Source organism: Micromonospora sp. NPDC048986, from assembly GCF_040649335.1.
In the GTDB taxonomy this organism is placed as follows: domain Bacteria; phylum Actinomycetota; class Actinomycetes; order Mycobacteriales; family Micromonosporaceae; genus Micromonospora; species Micromonospora alfalfae.
The window spans coordinates 166,108-182,839 of the sequence record NZ_JBEZFJ010000014.1; the positions used below are offsets into that span (position 1 = coordinate 166,108).

Genomic DNA, 16,732 nt, shown 5'->3' on the forward strand with positions numbered 1-16,732 from the left:
GCGCGCCGCACACCGGTGACCATCAGAGCGTGGATCAGCATTCGCGCGACATCGTCGACTACTACACGCAGCGCTACCGCGAAGACCAGCGGCTCACCGCCCGCCCACAGGCGCGACTGGAGTGGATCCGCACGTCCCAGCTCCTGCGGGATCTCCTACCCGGCCCGGGTGCCCGGGTGCTGGACATCGGTGGGGGCACGGGCGAGTACGCACGGGCCCTCGTCTGCGCCGGCTACCAGGTCCGCCTCGTCGATCTGGTGCCCAGCCACGTCGCGCAGGCCCGCGACGGGCACCCTCCGGTCGAGGCACAGGTGGCCGACGCGCGTGCGCTTCCCGAGGCCGACGACGGGTACGACGCCGCGCTGCTGCTGGGCCCGCTCTATCACCTGGTACGCCGCGCCGACCGGCTCCAGGCGCTCCGCGAGGCGGTCCGGGTGACCCGCCCCGGCGGTCTCGTCGTGGCCGCCGTCATCTCCCGCTTCGCCGGCCCGTTGGACTTCGCGGCCACCGGGCGACTCGACGAACGGCTGCTCGACGAGGCCAGGGCGCTGCTGAGCGACGGTGTCAACGATCCGCGGATCGGGTTCACCCACGCCTACTTCCACCGGGTCGAAGAGATCACCGACGAGTGCGCGGCGGCGGGGCTGACCGATGTCGTCGTACACGGGGTGGAGGGTCCGGCCTGGACGGCGGCGGAGGCGGCGGCGGACGGGCCGGCGCGCGACGCTGTCTTCGCCGCGGCGTTGGACCTGGCCCGGCTCTACAGCAGCGAGCCGGCGCTGATCGGTTCCAGCGCTCACCTCCTGGCCGTGGGGCGCGTTCCGACGCGGTAGCGGGTCAGGCGGTCAGCCGGCGGATGAGTTTGCGCATGCCGGCCTGCCACCCGTCCGGGTCCTCGGCGCGGCGGCGCGCGTAGTCGGCCACCTCGGGGTGGGGCAGGATCAGGAACCTCTCCTCGGCCAGCCCGGCGATGGTCGCGTCGGCGACCTGGTCCGGGGTGAGCACCGCACCGGACGCGGCGACCACCCGGGCGCCGAGGTGACCCTCGGCGAGCCCGTCGGCGAGCATCGGGGTGTCCACCCCCTGCGGGCACAGCGCGCTGACCCGGATGCCCCGGTCCCGGTAGGTGATGGCCAGCCACTCCGCGAACCCCACCGAAGCGTGTTTCGTCGTCGTGTACGCGGCGTCGCCCACCGCTGTCAGCACACCGGCCGCGGAGCAGGTGTGCAGCAGGTGCCCGCCGCCGCGGGCGAGCATTCCGGGCAGCACCGCGCGCGCGGAGTAGACGTGGGCCAGCACGTTGACCCGCCAGGACCGGTCCCAGCCGGCGTCGTCGACCTCCACTCCCCCGCCGGTGGTCAGCCCCGCGTTGGCGCAGAACAGGTCGATCCGGCCGTACCGCTGCTCGGTGTCGGCGACCAGCGCGCGGACCTGCTCCTCGTCGGTGACGTCGAGAGCGCGGGCGTGCGCGACCGGGCCGATGCCCTCGGCCACCGCGCGGGCCGCGTCGGCATCCAGGTCGGCGACCACCACGGCGGCGGCCCCCTCGGCGGCGAACCGGCGCGAGAGCGCCGCGCCGATGCCGCCGGCTCCGCCGGTGACCACCACGATCCGGTCGGTGAGGTTCACGCGGACGCCTCCACGGAGTTGGTGCCCAATTGGGCGAGGAGGCTGAGCAGCGCTGTCGCGCCGCCGGCGGTGACCTCGGGGGTGGGCAGCAGCGCGACGATCGGCACGTCCACCCCGTTGTCGGCGTAGCGGCGCACCTCGGCGCGGCACCGCTCCGGTGAGCCGTGCAGCACCAACGCGTCGATCACGTCGTCGGGCACCGCCGCGTTGGCGCCACGCCGGTCACCGGCGGCCCAGGCCGCCCACATGGGCGCGAGCGCCTCGTCACGGCCGAGCCAGCGGTGGAACTCGGCATACGCTCCGACGGTGAGGTAGCTGGTGATGAGCCGACGGCCCAGCGCCCGGGCGTACGCGGCGTCCTCGGTGGGGCAGACGAAGATCCGGGCGGCGACCTCGAAGCCGGCCCGGCGCTCGCCCAGCTCGGCGAGGGCGCGCGGCACGTCGTCGGCGCCGAGCCAGTTGAGGATGACCCCGTCGGCTTCCGCTCCGGCCAGCCGGAGCATCCCCGGGCGCAGCGCGGCGAGCAGGATCGCCGGCGGCACCGCCGGCGGTCGTTCCAGCGTGAACCGGCGGACGGCGAACGTGTCGTAGACCTCGTCGACTGTCTCGCCGGCCAGCGCGGCGCGCAGGAAACGCAGCACGTCGCGGGTGCGGCGGAACGGCTCGTCGAACGGCACCGCGTTCCAGTCCCGTACCAGCACGGGTGAGGACGCGCCGATGCCGAGCGAGAACCGGCCCGGCGCGGCCTCGGCCAACGCCGCCGCGCTCATCGCCAACAACCCGGGGCCCCGGGTGAAGACCGGTGTGATCGCGGTGCCGAGCCGCAGTCCGGGCTGCCAGGCCGCGGCCAGCGCCAGTGGGGTGAACGCGTCGGTCCCGGCGACCTCGGACGACCAGACGTCGGTGAACCCGGCCCGGTCGAGGGCCGCGTAGGCCGCGTCGTGCTGCGCCAGCGCGATCCCGCCCAGCGGCACCGTCATGCCCCATCGATTCGTCACCGGTCGATCGTGCCCGTTGACGCGGGCCCGAGCAAGATCCCCGGGTTGGGCAGAATCGCCGGTTTCCGCCAGTGCGCCCCAGCACCGGGTGCTACGACTTCGTGGTGGACCGGACCGACGGCGCAGGCCGCTGACCATGGGTTCCAGGGCAGCGGGACACCTGGAGCCGGTCCCGGCGGCGGCCGCGCCCGGCCGGGCGACGTTCCTGGAACTCTTCTTCGATCTGGTGTTCGTCTTCGCGCTGACCCGGATCTCGGCGCGCGCCTTCGAGGACCTGACCGAGGAACCGGGCCGGGAGCACGGCTGGGCGACGATCACCGGCGGCGGCAAGACACTGCTGTTGCTGCTGGCGCTCTGGGCCGTCTGGCAGGGCACCGCGTGGACGACCAGCCGGTACGACCCGTACCGGGTGCCGTTGCAGAGCGTGGTGCTCACCGCGCTGGTGTGCAGCATGGTGATGGGGGTGGCCATCCCCCGGGCGTTCAGCGAGACCGCGCTGATGTTCGCTGTGGCGTACGTCGTCGCGCAGGTGACCCGGCCGGTGATCCTGTCGATCGCGCTCGGGCCGCACCCGTACCGCCGGTTGAAGGTGCGCATGGCGGTGATCTACGCCGTCAGCGGCGTGCTCTGGATCAGCGGCGCGATGATGTCCACCGACGCGCAGGTGGTGCTCTGGTCGGCGGCGCTGCTCACCGAGTACCTGGCTGCCCGCTGCGGCTGGCCGGTGCCCGGCCTGGGTCGTTCGACGATCTCCAAGTGGGAGATCGCCGGGGAACACCTGGCCGAGCGGTACCAGCAGTTCTTCCTCGTCGCGCTGGGCGAGACGATCCTGGTGGCTGGTTTCTCGTACAGCCGGGGGCCGTACGAGAAGGGTCACGCCTGGGCGTTCGCGCTGGCGTTGGCCACCTCGATCATGCTGTGGCGCATCTACGTGCAGCGGGCCGGGCGGATCCTGGGCGAGGCGGTGATGAAGGCCCGCCACCCCGCCACCATCGGCCGGTCGGCAGCCGACACCCACCTGCTGATGGTGATCGGTCTCGCTGCCACGGCGATCGGGTACGAGCTGATCATCGATCATCCGTTGGAGCGCATCCCGGGACCGTGGCTGGCCATGGTGCTCGGTGGGCCGGCCCTGTTCCTGGCCGGCCGGGCCCGCCTGGAGTACGAGGTGTTCGGGCGGATCTCCCCGTCCCGCTGGGTCGCCCTCACGGTGCTGGTGGCGTCGTCGGTGCCGCTGCTGCACCTGCCCGGTGTGATCGCGACAGCGTTCGCGGTGCTGGTGCTGGGCGGGGTCGCGGTGGCCGACGCCCGTCGGGCCCACGGCGGCCCGCCGGAGGCCGCCACGCCACCGTTCTGAGCTTCGCACGTCGATGTCGCGTCGGCGTGGACGGTTACTCTCGGTCGGTGACCTTCTCGCTCGTTGCCCGCTCCGCCGACGGCCGCCTGCACGGCGTCGCCGTCGCCAGCAAGTTCCTCGCCGCCGGGGCGCTGGTGCCGGCCGCCGCCGCTGAGGTGGGCGCGTTGGCCACCCAGGCGCACGTCAATCTCGCCTACCGACCGCAGGGCCTCACCCTGTTGCGCACCGGGGTGGCCGCCGCCGACGTGGTGGCCGGGCTGGTCGCCGCCGACCCCGAGCGGGAGCATCGTCAGCTCGGCGTCGTGGGAGCAACCGGCGCGGGCGCCAGCTGGACCGGGCCGGCCTGCCACCAGTGGGCCGGCGGGCGGACCGGCGACGGCTGGGCCGCGCAGGGCAACGTGCTCACCGGCCCGGAGGTCGTCGACGCCCTCGGCGCGGCCTGGCTGGCGGGAACGGCGCTGCCCTTCGCCGAGCGGCTGGTCGCCGCGCTGCGGGCCGGCGACGAGGCCGGTGGCGACCGGCGTGGCCGGCAGAGCGCCGGCCTGCTCGTGGTCGAGCGCGGCGGCGGGTACGGCGGCACCAGCGACGTGGTGGTGGACCTGCGCGTGGACGACCACCCAGACCCGGTCGCCGAGCTGGGTCGCCTGCTCACTGTGCACACCATGCTGTTCGGCCGGCCGGACCCGGCCACCCTGCTCGACCTGAGCGGCGCGGTCGCCGACGAGGTGGCGGCGTTGCTCGGCGCGCTGGGCCATCCGGTGCACGAGGACGGCACCGAAGCGGCGTTGATCTCCTGGGCCGGTTTGGAGAACCTGGAGGAGCGGCTGGTGCCGGGGCGGATCGACCCGGTGGTGCTGGCACACCTGCGCGGTGTCGCCCCGCACGTCCCCGCACCCCGCGCAGCGAGCTGACCCCGGCCGTTCCCACGCGAGGCGGCTGAGCCGGGCTGGCTCAGCCCTTGACCCGGGGCACCAGCCGGTGCACGACGGTGAGCGCCAACGCCATCACCACCGCCATCGTGCCGGCGATCCCGGCGGCGCTGCCCGCGTACCCGACGAACAGGGGACGGCGGGCCAGCTCCTCCGGCCCGGTGTCGCGCAGGTCGAGCAGCCAGGACAGGGAGATCCCGCAGGCCACCAGGGCGAGCACACCGCCGAGCCCGAGCACCAGCGCCGCCATCCGGTGCGCGTCGCCGGGGGCGATCTCGGCCTGCTCCCGCTGGGTGACCAGCAGCAGCAACCCGGCCAACGCCGCCCACACGCCGACCACGAGGTACGCGGCGACGGCGTCGCTGGGTCGGTGCCAGCCGGCGGAGAGGGTGGCGACCCCGGCGACGGCGGCGTAGCCGGCACCGATGAAGGCACCGGCGGCCCGCACCTTGCGCGGCAGCACGAGCATCAGCGCGACCGCCACCGAGGCGGCCACCGTGGCGTGCCCGCTCGGGAGGCTGTTGCCCACCGCGGCGCGTTCCGGGTCGACACCGTAGTCGGGCCGGCTCAGCCCGTACTTGAGCAGTTGGGTCGTGACGTTCGCTCCGGCGATCAGCAGGGTCGCGGTGATCGCCAGGGCGATCCGCCCCCGGATCAGCGCGATGAACCCGATCATCGCGGTGGCGGCCAGCAGCGAGACCACCGACATCGCGTTGAGGATCCGGTCGACCGGACCCTCGATGGTGTCCTGCCCGATCCGGTTGCCGGTGAGGGCGACTGTGTCCACCCACTGACCGATCTCAAGGTGCACGGCCACCCGCCACACGGCGAGGAAGGCGGCCGCCTGGACAAGGGCCAGTACGACCAACCAGACCGCGGTCCAACCCCGTGCCGTCGCGCGCATCCGCACACCGTAGCGGCAGGTGTCGGCGCTCCGACCGGTGGCCCGCCGCCAATGGCCGGTTAGGTTGTGCCGGAGGCGAGGAGGCGGTCGTGAGCGGAACACCGGAGCGCGACAGCGGCCCGGCCGAACCCGGCGCGGAGCAGCGTGAAGGCGACAACCCGGGGCCGGGAGGGCCGGTGCGGGCCGGCGTCGACACCGGTCCGGGTGGGCCGGCGCGGGCCGAGTCGCTGACGGATCTGCTGGGCGGGCGGCGCGGCGCCATCGATGCGACAGTGCCGCCGCTGGCGTTCGCGGCGGGCTGGCTGCTGGGCGGCGAGTCGCTGTGGGGCGGGGTCGGTGCGGCGCTGGCGATGGGCGCGGTGGTGACCGGCGTACGGCTGCGCCGGGGTGACCGGCCGCGCTCGGTGCTGATCGGGCTGCTGGCCGTCTGCGTCGCGGCGTTGATCGCGGTGCGCACCGGCCGGGCCGAGAACTTCTTCCTGATCCAGGTGCTGTCGAACGCCGCGAGCGCTCTGGCGTGGACGGTCAGCATCGTGGTGCGGTGGCCACTGCTCGGTGTGCTGGTTGGCGCGGTGCTGGGCCAGCGGGCCGGGTGGCGGCGCGACCCGGTGCTGCTGCGTGGCTACGGCCGGGCCAGTTGGGTGTGGACGGCGACCTACCTGCTGCGGCTGGCCGTGTTCGTGCCGCTCTACCTGGGTGGGCAGGTGCTCGCGTTGGTGGTGGCCCGGGTGGCGCTGACCTGGCCGCTGGTCGCCGCGGCGCTGGCGCTGAGCTGGGTGGTGCTGCGGCGCTCGCTGCCGGCCGGGCACCCGGGGCTGCGTCACCCGGTCGCGCCGCCTCGCTGAAACCGGCCCCGCGCGGCCCGACTCGGGGCGGGGAAGCGGCCGGACTCGGGGCAAAAAAGTGGAGAGGCCGCCACGGGGGGAGCGGCCTCTCCGGTGACGTACGTTACTCCGTCACGGACCTCGGTGTGATCCCGCGACGGCCCGAATTTCTGGGCTTTTTCGCGGCTGGCTCCAGTCCGGGCGGTGGGGTGGGCCAGCCGATCCGCTGCGTCGGCCAGATGGCCGGCCCACCCCGGCCTGACCGTGGGTGTCAGGCCGTCCCGCCAGCCCGGGTCCGTCGTTCCCCGGACCCGGGCCGGATCCCCGGGGTGGGCGGTCCACGCCACCCACCCCGGGTCGTCTCAGCCGTTCGGGAACATGCTGCCGTAGTCGGCGTACGCCATGGCGACGTCAGCCTGCGCCCAGAACCGGTGGTAGTTGAACTCGGGCTCCGCACCACCGTTGAGGTACGCCTGCACCTTGGGCCAGTCCGGGTCGTTCTTGTAGAAGGACCGGATGTCGAGGAAGCTCTTGCCGGCGGCGATGGTGTCACCGTTCGGCATCTTCCCGGTCCAACCCGACGGGACGTAGAGGCCCTGCCCGGTGGACGCGTTGTAGACGTCGTCGAAGCGCCGGTAGTCGCCACGCTTCTCGGTGGTGGAGACACCCTTGGCGTCGCTGGCGGCCGACAGCGCGTCGAGCAGCCCCTTGGCGGTGTCCTTCGCCGCCACGTTGCCCGACTTGGCCGCGTACGCGATCAGGATCCGGGCGTAGGCGGCGGTGACGCCGACGTCCTGACCCTTGCTGATGACCTCGACGTGCAGGCCGGTGTTGGGCTGCGGGTTGGACGGGTTCCAGGTGGTCGGCTGACCGGTCCACGCCATGTCCGACGGGATCGACCAGTTGGTGCCGAGGGTGGTGTTGGCGATCGCCCAGGGAACCCACTTGTCCAGCAGCGCCTTGGCCTTCGCGTTGCCGGTCTGCTGGTACAGCTCGGCGATGCGCTGCATCGACCAGGCCTGCATGCCGAACCACTGGTTCGACGGCGGGTCGTTGTAGACCGGGTCGACGTCGTAGAACATGCCGTAGAAGGTGCTGGTGCCGGCCGGCGGCTGGGCATAGCTACCGTCCCAGCTGTTGGTGGCGCCACCGGCGATGCCGCCCTCGGCGGACTGCAACCAGGTGTAGAACTCCAGCTGCCGCTCGAAGCTCTTGGTCCAGTCGGCGACAGCTGTCGACGACTGCGGCTTGAGCTCCGGGGTGTTGGTCAGCGCCCAGGCCGCGAACGGGTTCTGGTAGCCGAAGTGGTTGTGGCTGGAGCCGATCCGCCAGGACCAGTTCTGGCTGGCGTCGTACGCGCCGCCCCAGGCGTAGTACCAGGACAGCAGGTAGTGCGCCGAGTCCTTGCCGCTGCCGGCGGGGCAGGTGCTGGCCCCGACGCAGTTGCCGATCTTCTTGAAGTACTTGTCGAACATCGCGTACCGCAGGTAGTCGCCCATCTTGGCGGCCTTGGTGATGGTGGCGGCGACGTCGGCCTGCTTGTTCTGCGCCTTGGACCAGGTCAGCGCCCAGTACGCGGCCTGCACGGCGCGGGCGTCGGCGTCCGGGGCGTTCGTGTACTTCCACTGCTTGGCGGGGGCGCCGGTGTCCTTGACGAACAGGTCGAGGTAGCCGTACTGACCGCCGTGCTTGAAGGTGTCGCAGGAGGGCTGCGGGACGGTCTCCCACACCGACTCCTGGGTGCCCCGCTGGAAGGTGTTGATGTAGGCCGGCTTGGTGGTGCCGTCACCGCAGCGGCCGAAGCCGTAGGTGTTGTCGACGTCCATCAACCAGTGCATGCCGTAGATGTCGCCGGTGCCGTAGGTGGACTGCAACTCCGAGCGGAGCGGGTCCTGGCCGACCGAGATGTTCGGGTTCAGCGCCGACGGGTACTGGCTGGGCAGGTTGTACTCCGCGGCGTACTGCGGGGTGCCCGCGGAGCCGGCGGTCGGCTGGTCGGCGTGCGTGGGGATGATGTACTTCTCCATCACCGTCCAGGCGTTGTTGAACGGGGCCCAGTTCTGGGTGACCTTGCCGTAGTAGGCCTCCAGCCAGAGCCAGAAGCTGAACGCCTCCGAGGTGGTCTCGTGGCCGTGGTCGGGTGCCTCGACGATCAGCGTCTCCACCGAGTGGTACGGCACGCCCTCGGGGCTGAAGTAGCCCGAGTTCTTGATCTTGCCGTACTGCTCGAGGAACTTGGCGGTGTAGGCGTTGTCGCCGCCGGGGGTGTCGTTGTCGATCTCGGTGGCGCTGACCGCCAGCGAAGCGAGACCGGTGGCGGAGGCGGTGATGGTGGCGGCGCCGCCGACGGTGTCGGCGTCCTCCGCCGCGGCGACAGTGACGGTGACCCCGGTGTTCCAGTTGCTCGGGGTCAGCGTGGCGGTGGCCGGCGAGACCGTGACGTCGGTGTCACCGCTGCGGGTGAGGGTGACCGGCACGTTGGCCGTCGGGGCGGCGCTGAGCTTCAGGTTGAAGGTGGCGCTGCCACCCTCGGCGACGCTCACAGCGGACGGGGTGGCGACAAGTGTCGGGCCGCTGGCGGCCCCGACGGTGAACGCCTTCTCGTCGACCCCGATGCCGTTGGCGTTGTCGTACGCCTTGGCCTGCACGGTGTAGCTGCCGGCCGGCAGGTCCTCCTGGGTGTACGCGTACGGAGCGGAGGTGTCGGTGTTGATCAGCAGGCCGTTGCGGTAGAACTCGACCTTGCTGATCGTCCCGTCCGGGTCGCTGGCGGTGGCCGTCAGCGGCACGTCGGCCGGCGCGGTGAACGGCCCGGTGGGCAGACCGAGGGAGACCGTCGGCGGCTGGTTGGCCGGGGTGCCGTTGCAGGGGGTGCCGTTGATGGTGAACGAGGTGGGCTTCGGGTTGCTGCCCGAGTGGGCGCCGTTGAAGCCGATGGTGGTGGAGGCCCCGGTGGCAAGGTTGCCGTTGTACGACTCGTTGGTCGCGGTGACCTCGCTGCCGGTCTGGCTGAATCTGGCCGACCAGCCCTGGGTGACCCGCTGACCGCTGGTCGGGAAGGTCCACTTGAGCGTCCAGTTGCTCACCGGGTCACCCAGGTTCTTGATGGTGACGTTCGCGGTGAAGCCGGTGTTCCAGTCGTTGGTCGCGTAGACCACGTCACAGGCGGGTGCGGCCTGTGCGGCGCCGGCAGGCAGGGTCACCCCGCCGATGGCGAGCAGCGCGGCGGCGGCGAGCGCCACGCGCCGGCGTATTGCCAGTTGTCTCATGTGCGCGGTGTCTCCTCGGACCAGGCCGGGGTGGTCCCCGGCGAGGCGCCTGCCCGCGAGGGTGGTGGTGGTCCGCGGGGATGTCGAGGCGCCGGGAAGGTGGTCTTGCCCGGGCCCGGCCGGGGTAGGGCGTGCGGCCCGCACGGGAGGGGGTCCCGCCGGCCGCGCTCGGGTGACCGTGACCGGAGCTGGTGCTGCCGGTTGCCCTCGGTGGACCCGCACTCACGCGATCTGGCTCCTGTCGCGTCGAATCGACAGTGTGCCATGGAAGCGCTCCCACAACAAGCGCACGGAGCGCCGGATCAGCTCCTTGTTTCGATCTCGTTTTGGGTCTTTCACAAAGGCGTGACGGGCGTTACAGTCGCAACATCGGTCGATGGGAGCGCTTCCATCGACAAGGTTCCAACAAGAAGATCGCTGGGGTCGTTCCTGACGGGCCCAGGGAACCAGACCGAGGGCCGACGACGGGCCAGCCCGGACGCCGTCGTCAGCCATCGTCCCACCACAGGGAGGGAGGTGGAACCAGAGCCACTCGCGTGGCCCGGCTCCCGCGCGACACGCACGGCAGGACCCAAATCTCGCCCGTGTGTGTGCAGTTACGGTGGGGACGGGGGTTGCCCTCCCCCGTCCCCACACTAAACCCCCGTACACGATAGGAAAAGAGGCCGACGGGACAGGCGCGCCGCGCCGCCCGGACGGCCTCGTTCGCTGCTCGGGGCCAATCACCCGCCTCCCACCCGCCAGCGCCGGCCGTTCTGACGGCCGGCTGACCGGCAGGCAGCGTCTGCCCTATCATGGGAGCGCTCCCGAATCTTTCGGCGGTGGCCCCGTATCCATGAGGAGAATCCATGTCGATACCTATCGGGCCCGCCGGCCCGCTGCGCTTCCCGGACAACTTCGGCTGGGGCGCGGCCACCTCCGCCTACCAGATCGAGGGCGCCGCCAAGGAGGACGGGCGCGGCGAATCGGTCTGGGACACCTTCAGCCGCGTCCCGGGTCGCACCCGCAACGGTGACACCGGCGACGTGGCCATCGACCACTACCACCGCTACGCCGAGGACCTCGACCTCATGCGCGATCTCGGGTTGCGCAGCTACCGCTTCTCCATCTCCTGGCCCCGGATCCAGCCCGACGGCACCGGCACGCCCAACCAACGCGGCCTCGACTTCTACCGCCGCCTCCTCGACGGCCTGCACGAGCGCGGAATCACCCCGATGGCCACCCTGTTCCACTGGGACCTCCCGCAGGCGCTCCAGGACGCCGGTGGCTGGGAGTCACGCGACACCGCCCACCGCTTCGCCGATTACGCCGACGTGGTCTTCCGGGCCCTCGGCGACCGGGTGCCGGTCTGGCTCACCATCAACGAACCCAAGACCGTGGTGCAGAACGGCTACCTCACCGGCCACCACGCCCCCGGGCGGCAGGACCCGGACGCCGCCTACCTGGTAGCCCACCACCTGCAACTCGCCCACGGGTACGCCGTCGCCGCGCTGCGGGCCACCGGCAGCGACAGCCGCATCGGCCCCGCGCTCAACCTGCACCCCTGCTACCCCGCCGACGACTCCCCGCAGGCCGCCGCGGCCGCCCACCTCTACGACGCCTACGAGAACCGCCTCTACCTCGACTCGCTGCTCAAGGGCAGCTACCCGGAAGACCTGCTGGCCGACCTGGGCCCGCAGAGCCGGATGGTCCAGGGCATCCGCGACGGCGACCTGGAGACCATCTCCGCGCCGGTCGACCTGCTGGCCGTGCAGTACTACACCCCGATCTACGTCACCGGCGACGGCGGCACCGCGCACCGCTGGGCGACCTCCGAGGCCGAATGGCAGCAGATCTACCCCGAGGGGATGTACGACCTGCTGACCCGGATCACCCGCGAATACGGGCCGATCCCGCTCACCATCACCGAGAACGGGCTGCCCACACCGGACACTCTGGGCGCGGACGACACCGTCCAGGACACCGGGCGGATCAGGTTCCTGCGCGACCACCTCACCGCCGCGCACCGGGCCATCGCCGACGGAGTGCCGCTGGAGAGCTTCCACGTCTGGTCACTGCTCGACAACTTCGAGTGGGACCAGGGCTACGACCAGCGCTGGGGCCTGGTCTACGTGGACTACGCCACCCAGCGTCGAGTGCTCAAGAACTCCGCCACCTGGTACCGCTCCGTCATCGCCGACGGCGGCTTCTGACCGCGCCGCCACCCGGATGGCCGGGCCCGGACGGCTCGGCTCGGGTGAGCCGTGACCGTCCGGGCCCCGGCCGGCTCACTCAGCGGGGCAGCGCCTGCTGCAACTCCGCCCGCAGGGCCGGGGTGAGCATCTCCCCCGCCTGCTTGGCCAGCCGGGCCATCTCGTAGCCCACCACGCCGATGTCCGCGTCACCGGCGGCCAGCGTGGCCAGAATCGAACCGTCGCGGATCTGCATCACCAGGAAGTAGCCACGGCCCATCTCGACCACCGTCTGCTTGACGACATCGCCGTCGAACATCGAGGCCGCGCCCGCGGTGATGCTCATCAGCCCCGAGGTCACCGCGGCGAGCTTGTCCGCGTTGTCACGCGGCAGGTGATCGGAGATCGCCACCAGCAGCCCGTCAGAGGAGACCACCACCGCGTGCGCCACACCCGGCACCCGCTCCGCGAACGCGCTCACCAGCCAGCTCAGGTCACGCGCCTCCTGGCTCAACGTCGTCACTGTCGTCGTCCCCCTTCGTCGTGCCCCCCGGACGGTGGCACGGGTATCTCGGTGGTGTCCTCAGCCTCGGCGCGCCGTACTCCGCTGTAGAGCCGCGAGAGCATGCCGCCGACCGCCTCCGGGTCCGGGTCGGTGCGGGTCGGTGCCGTCATCGGTTGTGCCGAACGGGTGACAGCGCTCAACTGCGCCATGGGCACCCGCACCGGCAATCCCCGCTCATTGGTGCCGGCGGTCACCGGGATCGTCGGTGGCGCCGCCGCGGCGGGCACCACCGGCGCGGTCGGGCCCTGCCGCGAATACCAGCCCCCGCCGGCACCGCGAGCAGCGGCGGGGGTCAACACGTCCTCGGCGCGTACCGGCACCGGGCGGCCCTGGCGCGGCACGCCGACGCCTGGCGGGCGGCCGGCCACCGGCAGGTCCCGCACCGCGCCGTTCAGCATCGGGGCAGGGGCCGGGCGGGCCGCCCCGGACTGCGCAACGAGCCCTCGCGCCGCGCTCGCCGCCAACATCCGCGCCGACGGGGGCGCATCCAGCTCCACACTGCCCGGCGGCGCCAGCAACACGGCGGGCAGGGTTAGTCGGGCGACCAGGCCGTCCTCGCCGCCCTCCAGTCGCACGCGGACGCCCAACCGGGCCGCGAGGTGACTGACCACGAAGAGCCCCATCCGCTCCACCGCCGCGACGTCCGCGGCCGGGGGGCTGGCAAGCACCTCGTTCGCCTGCACCAACGCGGTCGGGCTCATACCCAGACCCCGGTCGACGATCTCGATCAGCGCACCCCCCGCCTCGACTCGGGCGGTCACCACCACGACGGTGTCCGGGCGGGAGAAGGCGGTGGCGTTCTCCAGCAGCTCGGCCAGCAGGTGCACCAACTCGCCGACGGCGTGCCCGACCAGGTGCACATCGGCCACCGACTCGATCCGGACCCGCTGGTACTGCTCGATCTCCGCGGCGGCGGCCAGCAGCACCGCACCGAGCCCGACCGGCCGGTTCCACCGGCGGGTGGAGTCGGTGCCGGCGAGCACCAGCAGGCTCTCGTCGTTACGGCGCATCCGGGCGGCCAGGTGATCGAGCTTGAACAGGTTCTCCAGCTGGTCTGGGTCGCTCTCCTCGCGCTCCAGATCGTCCAGCAGCTCAAGCTGACGCTCCACCAGCACCTGACTACGGCGGGCCAGGTTGACGAACATCGCGTTGACGTTGCGCCGCATCAGCGCCTGCTCGACGGCGACGGTGACCGCGCTGCGGTGCACCGCCACGAACGCCTCGGCCAGCTCGCCGATCTCGTCGAGTGAGCGGACCACCGCCGGCGCGACATCGATGCGCGGCACCCCACCGGTGACGGTCTTCAGTCGGTCCAGGGCGTCCGGCAACTCGACCTGGGCGATCCGCAGCGCCTGGCTGCGCAGCATCCGCATCGACCGGGCGACCGACCGCCCGATGAGCAACGAGATCAGCAGTGCGGCCAGCAGGACCGTGACCACCCCGCCGACGACCAGCAGGGTCGTCCGCAGCTGATCGTCGCTGGCCTCCTCGGCCTGCCGGACAGCGTCGTCGAGCACCCCCGCCTCAAGCTGACGCAGCAGCTCCTGACGCTGCTGGCTGGCCGACCACCACTGCTCCGACGGCAGCACCTGCGGCGACGCGCCACCGGAGGACAGGCTGCGCTCCTCCAACCCGGTGGCGACCAGGAACATCGGCGACACCGAGGTCTCGTCGTAGCGGCGGATCTGCTCACTCGTCGCGGCCACCCGGAACGCGCCGAGCGCGGTGAGCTGCTGACCACGCAGGTCGGCGAGGACCACCCGGTCCTCGGTGCCGTACGCACCGGCGCGGGCTGCGGCGTAGAGCTGGGCCCGCACCCGGGAGGAGAGCTCCTTGACCCGGGCCAACTGGACGTAGCGCAGCACCGCGTCGTTCAACGCCGGCTGGTTCTGCCCCGGCGTCGGTTCGGCGAGCAGGTCGAGCAACGCCCCGACGGCCCGGTGGTAGTTGCCCAGGATGGTCTCGGTGCTGAGCACCGCCGGCGGGATCGCCGAGCGGATGTCGACCACCTGGTCGTACGCCTCCAGCGCCTCGGAGAAGGCCACCCGCCAGGACGCGTCAGCGTCCGTCAACGGCTCGGCGGCCCGGCTGAGGTCCACGATGGCCTTGTCGGTGGCCGCCTGCAACGGCTTCAGGTCGTTCGCGGCGGCCTGCCGGTCACCACCCTTACGCAGCTCACCCAGCTCCCCCGCCGAACGGTCACGCTCCTGCTGGAGCTGGTGCACCGCCGCGGTGATCTGCCGGCCGATGCCCACCTGACTGGAGAAGTCGTTCAACGCCGTCGTCCGCCCCACCAGGGTGCTGGTCTGCACCCCGGCCAGCAGAAGGAACGCCATCGACGGCACCAACAGCACTGTGGCGAGCTTCGTGCTCATCCGCCAGTCGCGCAGCCGGAACGGTGACCGCCGTCGATGCGGAACGACTCGGACATCGAAGCGTCGTCGGCGATGGTTCGACACCGCGCCGTTCGCCGGGTCGGGACCTGCCGCCACCCTGCCTCCTCCGTCCTACCGCGTCCACCGCGGTCGGGGGAGCGCAGTCCATCCAACCAGGCTCGGTACCGCTGTCAACGGCCCGGGCGAGGCCAAGGTTCAGGAAGGATACTGCGGGTGGGAACCTCCTGCCGTGGTCGGTAAAACCAGCTCGTCCGTCCGGCCGATGTCGGCGAGCTCGATCGCCTCACCGAAGCGCCCCAGCGCCACCAACGCGGCACCGGTGGCGCCGATCTCCGGGTTGCGTTGATGCGACACCGGTCGCGGTGCGAGGGCGGTCGCGAAGGCCTGCCGCCACCACACCGAGGCCGCCACCGCACCGCCGCCCAGCACCACGCCGACGGGTTTGTCGATGGTGGACTCCAGCACCCCGAGATCCTCGGCGACCAGCTCACACAACCCCTGCATCAGCCCGGCCAGGATGTCGACCGAGGTGGTGCTGAAGCTCAGACCGCGCAGCTCACCGCTGCCCGCCGGCGCCAGCCCGGGCGCCCGGTCGCCACCGAAGCGGGGATCCGCCGGCCGGCCACCGCCCGTCGGCACCAACGCCAGCGCCGCGTCCAGCTCGGCGCCCCGAGGCAACCGCAGCTCCCGGTCCGCCCAGGCGAAGAGGTTGCCGCCGTTGGCGTACGCGGCCCCGGTCACCACGTGGTCGTGGTCGACCCGGTACCGCCACAACCGTTCGGGCAGGCGCGGCATCGGCTCGCCCGCCGGGATCCGCTGCATCAGCCGTACGGCCGCGGAGGTGCCCACTGTGACGGCGGCCCGGCTGGGGTCGACGCAGCCCGAGCCGACGTTCGACGCCCCACCGTCGCCCACCGGCGGCGACCACCGGGCCTGCGCCAACTGCGGCCACCGACGGGCCAGGTCGGCCCGGAGCCGGCCGTGCCAGTCCAGCTCACCCAGCGACGGCAGCTCCGCCGGCCGGGCCTCGGCCAGGGTCAGCGCCTCCTCGTCCCAACGCAGGGTGCGCAGGTCCAGCAGACCGGTCCCGGAGGCCTGGGAGATCGACATCGGCGCCGTGTCGAGCAGTTCGCCCAGCACGTACTCCGGCAGACCCACGAACCGGGCGATCGGGGTGCCGGACTGCTCACGCAACCAGGGCAACCGCATGGACCAGTACGAACGGTGCCACCAGCAGCCGGTGCGCTGGTGGAAGCCGTCCGGGTCGGCCGGTCCGGCGGTGCGCCCGACCGGGGCGGGCCGGGTGTCCAGCCAGGTGACCACCGGGCCCAACGGGGTGCCGTCGCGGTCCAGCGGGAGCACCGAGTGCCACTGGGCGGAGACCGCGACCAGGCCGACGTCGTGCAGGTGCCCCGAGTCGGCCAGCTCGTCCAGGCACTCGACCAGGCTCGCCAGATAGTCAGGACCGGAGAGCGTGCCGGTGCCGTCGTCGCCGATGGCGAGGTCGACCTTGCGGCGGGCCAGAGCGCCGGGCAGCGGCTGGGTGTCCGCGTCCAGCACCAGCCCGCGTACCGAGGAGGTGCCCAGGTCGAGCGCGAGAATGTTCATCGCCGGTCAAGTTACCCCGTGCCAGCCGGCCGACGGGCGCGTAGGGTGGATCACATGCTCGCGCAGTTGACCAGTTGGTGGC

General features: G+C 72.2%; 12 protein-coding genes. 5 read left to right on the forward strand and 7 right to left on the reverse strand.

Annotation, left to right across the window (positions count from 1 at the left end; genetic code table 11):
• Nucleotides 1–29 precede the first annotated feature (29 nt).
• Nucleotides 30–833, forward strand: a complete 804-nt coding sequence (locus AB0B94_RS26195) for a class I SAM-dependent methyltransferase (protein ID WP_357285688.1) — start codon at nucleotides 30–32, stop codon at nucleotides 831–833.
• 4 nt (nucleotides 834–837) lie between these two features.
• Here AB0B94_RS26195 and AB0B94_RS26200 read toward each other — a convergent pair whose 3' ends face one another.
• Both AB0B94_RS26200 and AB0B94_RS26205 read right to left on the reverse strand, forming a co-directional pair.
• Nucleotides 838–1,629 carry an SDR family oxidoreductase gene (locus AB0B94_RS26200; RefSeq protein WP_357285691.1) on the reverse strand — a complete coding sequence of 264 codons (792 nt, stop codon included), beginning with the start codon at nucleotides 1,627–1,629 and terminating at the stop codon, nucleotides 838–840.
• Nucleotides 1,626–2,609 carry an LLM class F420-dependent oxidoreductase gene (locus tag AB0B94_RS26205; protein WP_357285883.1) on the reverse strand — a complete coding sequence of 328 codons (984 nt, stop codon included), beginning with the start codon at nucleotides 2,607–2,609 and terminating at the stop codon, nucleotides 1,626–1,628. Before AB0B94_RS26205 ends, AB0B94_RS26200 begins: the two co-directional genes overlap by 4 nt.
• Nucleotides 2,610–2,763: 154 nt before the next feature.
• Here AB0B94_RS26205 and AB0B94_RS26210 point away from each other — a divergent pair, with 154 nt between their 5' ends.
• Nucleotides 2,764–3,984: a low temperature requirement protein A gene (locus tag AB0B94_RS26210; RefSeq protein WP_357285694.1), complete on the forward strand. Its 1,221-nt coding sequence runs from the start codon at nucleotides 2,764–2,766 to the stop codon at nucleotides 3,982–3,984.
• Nucleotides 3,985–4,031: 47 nt separating this feature from the next.
• Nucleotides 4,032–4,895, forward strand: a complete 864-nt coding sequence (locus AB0B94_RS26215) for a DUF1028 domain-containing protein (RefSeq protein WP_357285697.1) — start codon at nucleotides 4,032–4,034, stop codon at nucleotides 4,893–4,895.
• A 40-nt stretch (nucleotides 4,896–4,935) separates the two neighbouring features.
• Here AB0B94_RS26215 and AB0B94_RS26220 read toward each other — a convergent pair whose 3' ends face one another.
• Nucleotides 4,936–5,823, reverse strand: a complete 888-nt coding sequence (locus AB0B94_RS26220) for a phosphatase PAP2 family protein (protein WP_357285700.1) — start codon at nucleotides 5,821–5,823, stop codon at nucleotides 4,936–4,938.
• Nucleotides 5,824–5,993: 170 nt separating this feature from the next.
• Between AB0B94_RS26220 and AB0B94_RS26225 the strand changes: the two genes are divergently transcribed.
• Nucleotides 5,994–6,662, forward strand: coding sequence for a DUF3159 domain-containing protein (locus tag AB0B94_RS26225; RefSeq protein WP_357285887.1), 669 nt, complete (start codon nucleotides 5,994–5,996; stop codon nucleotides 6,660–6,662).
• A 341-nt stretch (nucleotides 6,663–7,003) separates the two neighbouring features.
• Here the strand turns inward: AB0B94_RS26225 and AB0B94_RS26230 are convergent, their stop codons facing one another.
• Entirely contained in the window at nucleotides 7,004–9,910 is a 2,907-nt protein-coding gene (locus AB0B94_RS26230; protein ID WP_357285705.1) for a glycoside hydrolase family 48 protein, read from the reverse strand.
• A gap of 848 nt (nucleotides 9,911–10,758) precedes the next feature.
• Here AB0B94_RS26230 and AB0B94_RS26235 point away from each other — a divergent pair.
• Nucleotides 10,759–12,102, forward strand: a complete 1,344-nt coding sequence (locus AB0B94_RS26235; protein ID WP_357285709.1) for a GH1 family beta-glucosidase — start codon at nucleotides 10,759–10,761, stop codon at nucleotides 12,100–12,102.
• 79 nt (nucleotides 12,103–12,181) lie between these two features.
• Here AB0B94_RS26235 and AB0B94_RS26240 read toward each other — a convergent pair whose 3' ends face one another.
• The 3 genes from AB0B94_RS26240 to AB0B94_RS26250 form a co-directional block, all read right to left on the reverse strand.
• A complete protein-coding gene (locus AB0B94_RS26240; RefSeq protein ID WP_196925059.1) occupies nucleotides 12,182–12,595 on the reverse strand; it encodes a roadblock/LC7 domain-containing protein in 414 nt (137 codons plus the stop codon).
• A gap of 5 nt (nucleotides 12,596–12,600) precedes the next feature.
• Nucleotides 12,601–15,138, reverse strand: a complete 2,538-nt coding sequence (locus AB0B94_RS26245; protein WP_357285712.1) for a nitrate- and nitrite sensing domain-containing protein — start codon at nucleotides 15,136–15,138, stop codon at nucleotides 12,601–12,603.
• Between the two features lie 99 nt (nucleotides 15,139–15,237).
• Nucleotides 15,238–16,650 carry an FGGY family carbohydrate kinase gene (locus AB0B94_RS26250; protein ID WP_357285716.1) on the reverse strand — a complete coding sequence of 471 codons (1,413 nt, stop codon included), beginning with the start codon at nucleotides 16,648–16,650 and terminating at the stop codon, nucleotides 15,238–15,240.
• Nucleotides 16,651–16,732 lie beyond the last annotated feature (82 nt).

Bases quoted from the DNA above. Each gene is read 5' to 3' on its own strand.
- AB0B94_RS26205 (WP_357285883.1), bottom strand. From the start codon at position 2,609: ATGACGGTGCCGCTGGGCGGGATCGCGCTGGCGCAGCACGACGCGGCC.
- AB0B94_RS26210 (WP_357285694.1), top strand. From the start codon at position 2,764: ATGGGTTCCAGGGCAGCGGGACACCTGGAGCCGGTCCCGGCGGCGGCC.
- AB0B94_RS26230 (WP_357285705.1), bottom strand. From the start codon at position 9,910: ATGAGACAACTGGCAATACGCCGGCGCGTGGCGCTCGCCGCCGCCGCG.
- AB0B94_RS26235 (WP_357285709.1), top strand. From the start codon at position 10,759: ATGTCGATACCTATCGGGCCCGCCGGCCCGCTGCGCTTCCCGGACAAC.
- AB0B94_RS26250 (WP_357285716.1), bottom strand. From the start codon at position 16,650: ATGAACATTCTCGCGCTCGACCTGGGCACCTCCTCGGTACGCGGGCTG.